Genomic DNA, 8,124 nt, shown 5'->3' with positions numbered 1-8,124 from the left:
ATAACTGTTTTTGAACAAAGGCTTATTTCACAGGCCATTACGCCAATTGATTACAAAAATAAAATTACTAGTGGCCATATCCAGCTGAATTTATTCGATTCTTAACCGGACACTAATGATCCGTCATGATTCTTGATAATTCCATATGCGGAAGCCAAACCCAAACCTGTCCCACGGCCCATCTCTTTGGTGGTAAAAAACGGGTCAAATATCCTTTGCTTGACCTCCTCATCCATGCCGATTCCGCTGTCCGTCACAGAAATTTTGACGTATTTACCCGGGTCTATCTCAACTAGTTTTTCATAGTTCTTATCAAAACTGACGTTCTCAGTCTGGACATAAAGATCTCCACCGCCGGGCATGGCCTGCCAGGCATTGACATAGAGATTCATCAGGACCTGCTCGATCTGTCCCTGGTCGACTTCTGTGGTCCATACATCTTTTTGGTACTTTCTATGAATCTTGATCTCCTTTTTGGTGCGGCCAAACATCTTGGTCGTCTTTTTGATTAGCTCATTGATGTCGGTTGGCCTGACCTCATATTTACCGCCTCTGGAAAATCCCAAAAGTTGTTTGGTAAGGTCTGCTGCGCTTTTAACATATTCCTCTATTCCCTGCAGATGTTCAAAATCGGGATGGGAAGCATCCCTACCCATGAGCATCAAAGAGGTACGCCCCTGAATGCCCATAAGCAGGTTGTTAAAGTCGTGGGCAACCCCACCCCCTAAAGTACCTAAAGCTTCCATCCTTTGCGCGTGTTGCAGCTGGGATTTAAGGCGTTGACCTTTCTTAACCTCCCTGTCTCTTTGTAACCTGGCGTTAAGGACCGGTGCAATATAATCGCAAATGCTTTCCAACAAACGTTTGTCATTTTCGTCGTAATCTGTCTTCTTGTTACCGACCAAAAAATTACCAATGAGTTCATCTTGATGGATAATCGGTACATCTAAAGCCCTGGCTATCGGTATGTGTCCTTGCGGCACGTTGAGCGACTGATTGGAATATAACGACTTCTTATCAACCATGGCTCTGCCCCATAGACCACCCCATTGGTCGGGGGGAAATTGGATGTCCTTATCGGGAACCTGGCACTGATCCCATATCTCTCTGGTCATGGAAGGACAGACCAAAGAGCCTTGCTCGTCAATATAGCCGAAAATACCGAACTTGCTTTCCATGGCCTCAAGAACAACGTCTAACACCTTTGCGTACATTTCATCGTCGGGTACGGTGAGAAAGACATGGGCGATCCGGTTTCTGATGTTCAGCTCCAGCTCTGATCGACGCAACGCATCCTGGGCACGCTTGCGATCCGATACATCTTTTATGTGTTCGATGATGCCGATTACCGAACCGTTAGCATTTTTAAGAGGATAGGCGGAAATATCGAACCACACCTTTGGATCGACAGCAAACGAATAGGGCGCGATCTCGGAATAGACTTCACCCGTTTCAATGGCCGGAAGAGAAGGACACCATGGACAAGGGGACTGCTTTTTCTGGTAAACCTCATAGCATTTTTTCCCTACCAGCGGCATTTGGTCAGCGTACGTCTTCTCCATCCATGCGTTCACTTTAACAATATTCATGTCCCGATCTAACACATTTATCCCATCCTGAATACCGTCAAATACGCTTCGAAGAAAGCGTTCATTTTCTCTGATCACCTTTTCTGAGTGTTTGCGTTCAGAGACATCACGAGCGACACCTATTCTGCCAATAATTTCCCCATTGTCGTCAAACATTGATGTCACTTTTAATTCCACAGGAACCGTCTTCCCATCCTTATGCTTAAGCTCTACTTCATAAACGGGAATCGTATCGCCCGAAAGACCTCGTTTGAATCGGTCAAGGGTTGATTCGATATGTTCAGGAGCAAGTATTTCAGTGAAAGGCCGCCCAATAAATTCCTGGGCGCCGTATCCGGTAACATGTTCAAATTCAGGGTTCAGAAAGACAATCTTACCATCTGTATCTAAAATAAATACCCCATCGGTCATGGTTTCAACAAGTATGCGGTGCTTCTGCTCGCTCGCTTTCAGGATTGCATTTGATCGATCCAGCTCGTCGGTCATATTATTAATGGCATCAATAATGTTTGTTAATTCGATCGTACCTGAGGCCTTGCTTTGAGGTATCGGCTCGTCGGTGCCATTCAGATTGCGAGTCGATATACTGGACACGATCTCGCTTACCGGTTCTGATAGTTTTTTGTTTATTATGAGCTGAAGAAAAAATATAAGAAAAGAAAAAACCGCTGCAAAAATTAAAAACATTTGAACCACATGAAAGATAATGGCCCTGAAAAGGGTGGCAGAGGGGACGACGAAATAGAGCATCCAGCCGACGGGTTTTTCAAGTCCGGCCTTGTAGCACAAATACTTTTTGTTATTATAAATGAAGGTTTGAAGCCCTCTTGCATCTGAATCGCTCCAATCGGTAAGTTCAAAACCAAAATTATGCCGGCTGTCGGCGAGATGACTGTCCGGGTGATAAACAACGGTGCCGTTGGCAGAGAGGATAAACAGATATCCTCCTTTAAAAATTTCTCCCTGATTGAAATGCTTGGCCAGGGGAATGATGCCTTTAAGATCCTTTTCCAATACCAACAGCCTGTTTCCGGAGATCGGATAAAGAAAAGCCACTACCGGCCGCTGACTGAACAGGGATTGATATACCTTGGGCATAGCCTTTTTGCCTGCGATATGTTCAAGGTGAGAAAGATCAAGCCCTTGAAATGGCTCATAAGGATCCTGAATATAGATCAGTCGGTTATGCTGATCCAGAATATAATACAAATCCTGCCGATTCAGAAAACGGAGGTTTTGCTGAAAATGATTGATGACCGCAGACTCTTCATCATCAGGTGTTTCTGCTATCACATGTTGGATGTATTCATCATACTGGCTAATATAGTCTATGATAATCGCCTCACATGTTTTAACGGTGGTGATCATCGCTGAGGCATAGTCTCTCTTTTTTTCCCTTATATGTAATGCGGCGATTATCAGGGAGGCGAGGAGATAGAAAAAGATACCGGTGATAATAACGATGCGTCTAATTCGTGAGCGTAATGAAAGGCTCATTTTATCTGCCCTTCATTATGAAATTTACCGTTCTTTATTCTGATTTCAAAGACAGGCCGGATCACATCACCGAAGGCATCAAACCGTAACGGCCCCATTACACTATCGAATTTTGATATGTTAAGAAGGGCTTTTTTCAGTTCCGGGGCGCTCATCTCCTCACACTGTTTTAAGGCTTGTGAAATGATGTGTACAGCTTCATAGGCTCGCACGGTGCGGGCAGTAACTGACTTGTTAAATTTTTCTTTAATCCCTTTGGCAAAATCCACATATTGAGGGTTCTGATATTGGGGGCTGATAAAAGTAATGATCGTTAAATCTTCCACATCCCTGCCGCCATAACGCATTAGATCAGGGGTCTGAGCCCACAAACTGGCAATAAAATCCCCTTCAAACCCTTTGGCTCTGAGCTTTTGTGCGGCAACTCCGGTCATGGTCACCTCCGTGAGCAGCATAATGGCATCCGGTTTTGCATCCATCAGGTCAGGGATAATGCTATCCCAGTCCGTTTTTTCCCGGGAATTGAACTGAACCACCGCAACATGGCCGGAATAATATTTCCGGGTTTGTTCCACATAGTCCAACACGAAACTGGAATTCGACATATCCAGAAGAAAGGAAACCGTCTGTATCTGTCTTTTGGTAAGCAACGTGTTTAGGGCCCTGCCATAAGCGCTGTTATCTACAGAGGTCCGAAAAAAAAGGTCGTCCTTTGCGGTCAACCGGGTTGTAGCGGTGAATGCGGTAAATAAGATTGTATTGCGCGAGGTCACGTAGGGATATGCCTTTAGAGTAGTCTCAGAGTAAGTATGCCCAATAATAACCGGAACCCCCTCTGCAATCAATTCCTCATCCGCCTGAATAATCCCTTCCTCCGTGTTCTTATCATCCTTTATTAACAGAGAGATGGGGCGTCCGTGTATCCCTCCCTTCTGGTTAATCTCTGATACAGCAAGCATAGCGCCATCACGGATATACTCTCCTGCAGTACCGCCCCGACCGCTCAGGTTAATCGAAAGGCCTATTTTGATGGGCTCTTTTTTTTGATCACAGCCCCCAAGCCAAGCCAGTTGAGAAATCATGAGTGATAAAAGTACAATAGAAAATAGGCTTTTTCTTTTGCTCATAACAAAAACCATTGGTAAATTTCAGCATATCGTTATCAAATCATGCTGGAATATCCAGTGCCGCCTAAGGAGATAAATGGCATCCCGGTTAAAGGAGTTGGGGAAAACTTTTCCAATCCGATTTATTTTACACTATCCGAAGAGAAATAGCAAGGGGCTAAAGTGGAAATTTTGGCTGAAATTACAAGATTTTAGCCAATTTACAGCAATATAGCGTCTTGACAATAAATCGATTATACGGTATCTTGATTTTACTTGCCTATAAGATATTGAAAATTGCCGTTGAATTCCCGGTCATCATTGAGCTTCGGTCTTTTTCGTGCACCATTTTAAATTTTCCCTTATTATAAAGGAAAATTCTTATCATCGGGACAGTGTTGACCGGATCCTTGACATTTTTCAGCTTCAGTTTGGATGACTGCTCACCGGTTCCCCAGTAAAAGTCTTAATTTGTGTCAATGGCATGGCGCAGGTTGGCAGGCAGGGTGCCGTTATTCTGGAGAGCCCTGCAGCGGAAAATTTGTATTCACCTCATGGATAAAATGAAAGGATGACGCGCATGGATCATTTCACCTACAAAGCATTGATAGTTGAAGAACCGGAGAAAAATAAATTTATTCGGCAGGTCAAAGACGTCAACATTAATCATCTGCCGGAAGGAGATGTTCTCATTCGGGTGAACTATTCTTCCTTAAATTATAAAGATGCCCTGTCGGCCTCCGGAAACCGGGGAGTCACCAAGCAATACCCGCATATACCGGGGATTGATGCAGCCGGAATTGTTGAACAAAGCCGTGTCCACACCATTAAAAAAGGAGAAAAGGTCATTGTGACAAGTTACGATCTTGGCATGAACACGGCAGGTGGCTTTGGACAATATATTCGAGTGCCGGGAGACTGGGTGGTCAAACTGCCGGAAGGGCTCTCGCTGAAACAGAGCATGATATTCGGAACCGCCGGATTGACTGCCGGCATGTCCATTTTTAAACTGACTCACACCATCGGGCCCGAACATGGCGACATTCTTGTCACCGGAGCCACCGGCGGAGTGGGAAGCCTGGCGGCAGGAATCTTGTCCCACCTTGGATATGCTGTAACCGCTGTCTCCGGAAAAACAGATACGACCTTGCTGAATAAGCTGGGTGTTAAAAACATCATTGCCAGAAACACTTATCTGGAAAACACGAAACCGCCCATTTTAAAAGCCCAATGGGCAGGCGTCATCGATACGGTGGGAGGAGATATTCTGGCCACAGCCATCAAATCAACCAAACCGGATGGGGTGGTGACCTGCTGCGGAAATGTGGCATCCCCGGATCTGCCCATTAACGTGTTTCCGTTCATATTAAGGGGGGTTTCTCTCCTCGGCATAGACTCACAGCATTGTCCAATGAAGTTCAGATCAAAGGTCTGGGAAAAATTGGCCACCGACTGGAAATTCGACATGCTTAAAAGCATCTATGATGAAATTTCTCTGGACCAGTTAAATGATAAAATTGAGCGCATATTAAACGGAAAGCTCAAAGGCAGAACTCTGGTAAATTTGGAATATAGTTAATCCTACAACGACATTTATCGATATCCATAATACGTCTTTTTTAACTTGTTTGTTTGCCTATAGCGTAAGTGTTCCAAGTTACGAGTTGCGTGTTGCGAGTTGTTAATAGGAAATAATCCTTTTTAAAACCCGTATCCCGCAACTCGTAACCCGTAACAATACCGCATGACACAAAAAGAAGCGGTTGCTAAATAAAGATGATAAGTTGCGTTGTCGGGTTAAGATAAGGATTTTTTTTTAACTGATGTATGAAGCCAAAAAGGAGAACAGGGTATGAAATGGATGCAGTTTTTTACACCGGCCAAATCTTTGAATTTTAAAGAAACCGAGGCATATATTTCTCAGCACCCGGGAGAAGAAATCACCATACTGGATGTCAGACAGCCCGCCGAATACCAGGCAAACCATATTCCAGGTGCCACCCTGATTCCTTTGCCCCAACTTTCCGACAGGCTTGAGGAGCTTGATCCTGAAAAACCCACCCTGGTGTATTGAGCCGTTGGTGGGCGCAGCCGTGTTGCTGCGCAAATGCTTGCGGGAAAGGGGTTTAAAAAAGTGTTTAATGTCTCAGGCGGAATAAAGGCCTGGCACGCCAAAACAGCCATCGGACCCGAAGATCTTGGAATCGATCTTTTCATAGGAAAAGAGAAGCCATTGGATGTGCTAAAAGTCGCCTATTCGCTCGAACAGGGATTACACGAATTTTATGTCACCATGGAACAACAAGCGAAACATAAAAAAGTCAAGGAGCTGTTTGCCGGATTATCCGAGATTGAGGTAAAACATCAGGATTTTATTTACCGGGCCTATAATGCTAACAGCACTGAAGAATTGAGCAAAGATACTTTTGAAAAAATGATCGAAACAAAGGCATCGGAAGGCGGCCTGTCCACCGGGGAATATCTTGATCTATTCCACCCGGACCTGAATTCCGCTACGGAAGTGGTTTCTCTGGCCATGTCAATAGAAGCCCAGGCCCTGGATCTTTATCAACGGGTCTCCTCAAAAATAGAAAATTCGCAATCAAAGGATATCATCAATAAAATTGCCAATGAGGAAAAGGAACATCTTACCAGCCTGGGTAAGCTTTTGGACAGTCTTTAACAGGAGTGGGTAAAGTGAGAAAACAACTGGTACTCATCGGGGGTGGCCATGCCCACATGATGACCCTGGAAAATATCGACAGGTTTACTGAAGAGGGGTTTAAGGTGACCGTCATCGGCCCTTCTTTTTATCACTACTATTCCGGCATGGGCCCCGGGATGCTGGGGGGAACATACAGTCCGGACGATATCCGGTTTGCCACCAGGGATGTGGTACAAAAGCAAGGCGGCATTTTTATAAAAGATAAAGTTGACAGAATTGATCCTGGTAAAAAAGAGATTTTTACCCAAACAGGGCAACCGTTTTCCTATGACGTGCTCTCCGTTAACGCTGGCAGCTATGTTCCCATGCAGAAAGTTCCTCAACACAGTGATAATATCTACCCGGTCAAACCGATTGAGAAACTCATGGAGGCAGCTGAGAAGTTGGAGATCCTGTTTTCACAAAAAAAGATCAGGGTCAGCACTGTTGGGGGCGGGCCTTCATCTGCCGAGGTGGCCGGAAATGTGTGGCAGCTGGCAAAAAAGGTGAACAAACATATGCCTGATATCCGGATTTTTGCCGGTAAAAAATTTATGGCAAGATTTCCCCAAAGAGTCAGAGCAAAAGTCTTTTCATCCCTTCACCGCCGGGGCATTCAAATCTTTGAAAACGGCTACGTAACGGAAATCAAATCGGACGAAATCCGCCTTGAATCGGATGAAATCTTTTCCACCGATTTTACGTTCATGGCCCTGGGAGTCAGGCCATCCACCATCTTTGAGGAATCCGGCTTGCCTGTGGGTGCGGACAAGGGACTTCTGGTAAATAAATACTTGCAGTCTGTAAAATATCCTGAAATATTTGGAGGCGGGGATTGTATCTATTTTAAGGATCAGCCTCTGGATAAGGTTGGGGTGTATGCGGTTCGTGAAAACCCTGTCCTGCTGCACAACCTGATGGCATCCCTTAAAGGTGATGCCCTTGAAGCATTTGACCCCGGCCCTGAATATCTTTTGATTTTCAATGTGGGCGGAGGACTCGGCGTATTGAAGAAAAAATGGCTGGTGTTTGAGGGAAAAATTGCCTTTAAGATTAAAGACTACATTGACCGCAAATTTATGAAAAAATTTCAGGCCATTGAAAAAGTGTTATACCCCAATTGAGCGAAAAAAAGTAGTAATAACCATCTAAAAAAGCTGGAAAAGCCTTTAGAATAAGGGTATACAGATGGTGACGAAACCAAAAACCCAAATTCTGAAAGGCTTTC

5 protein-coding genes are annotated in these 8,124 nt (G+C 44.6%); 3 read left to right on the top strand and 2 right to left on the bottom strand.

All coding sequences use genetic code 11. The annotated features are described in order from the left end of the window. Nucleotides 1-101: 101 nt before the first annotated feature. A complete protein-coding gene (locus SWH54_11500) occupies nucleotides 102-3,086 on the bottom strand; it encodes a PAS domain S-box protein (GenBank protein MDY6791879.1) in 2,985 nt (994 codons plus the stop codon). Then, complete coding sequence (locus SWH54_11495) at nucleotides 3,083-4,213, bottom strand: ABC transporter substrate-binding protein (protein ID MDY6791878.1); 1,131 nt, start codon at nucleotides 4,211-4,213, stop codon at nucleotides 3,083-3,085. The genes SWH54_11500 and SWH54_11495 overlap by 4 nt, the downstream gene beginning before the upstream one ends. 559 nt (nucleotides 4,214-4,772) lie before the next feature. Between SWH54_11495 and SWH54_11490 the strand changes: the two genes are divergently transcribed. The 3 genes from SWH54_11490 to SWH54_11480 all read left to right on the top strand — a co-directional run bounded on the left by SWH54_11490 (nucleotide 4,773) and on the right by SWH54_11480 (nucleotide 8,020). Next, nucleotides 4,773-5,771 (top strand): YhdH/YhfP family quinone oxidoreductase, encoded by a 999-nt coding sequence (locus tag SWH54_11490; protein MDY6791877.1) that lies wholly within the window; start codon nucleotides 4,773-4,775, stop codon nucleotides 5,769-5,771. Nucleotides 5,772-6,044: 273 nt separating this feature from the next. Beyond that, nucleotides 6,045-6,875, top strand: a complete 831-nt coding sequence (locus SWH54_11485; GenBank protein MDY6791876.1) for a rhodanese-like domain-containing protein — start codon at nucleotides 6,045-6,047, stop codon at nucleotides 6,873-6,875. Between the two features lie 14 nt (nucleotides 6,876-6,889). Continuing rightward, on the top strand, nucleotides 6,890-8,020 hold the full coding sequence (locus SWH54_11480; protein ID MDY6791875.1) for an FAD-dependent oxidoreductase: 1,131 nt from the start codon (nucleotides 6,890-6,892) through the stop codon (nucleotides 8,018-8,020). The last annotated feature ends 104 nt before the right edge of the window (nucleotides 8,021-8,124 follow it).

The organism is Thermodesulfobacteriota bacterium (genome assembly GCA_034189135.1).
GTDB lineage: Bacteria > Desulfobacterota > Desulfobacteria > Desulfobacterales > JAUWMJ01 > JAUWMJ01.
This window is presented reverse-complemented; position numbering and strand designations above follow the sequence as displayed.

Excerpts from the sequence above, each read along its gene's own strand:
- SWH54_11500 (MDY6791879.1), bottom strand. The coding sequence starts at position 3,086 with ATGAGCCTTTCATTACGCTCACGAATTAGACGCATCGTTATTATCACC.
- SWH54_11495 (MDY6791878.1), bottom strand. The coding sequence starts at position 4,213 with ATGAGCAAAAGAAAAAGCCTATTTTCTATTGTACTTTTATCACTCATG.
- SWH54_11490 (MDY6791877.1), top strand. The coding sequence starts at position 4,773 with ATGGATCATTTCACCTACAAAGCATTGATAGTTGAAGAACCGGAGAAA.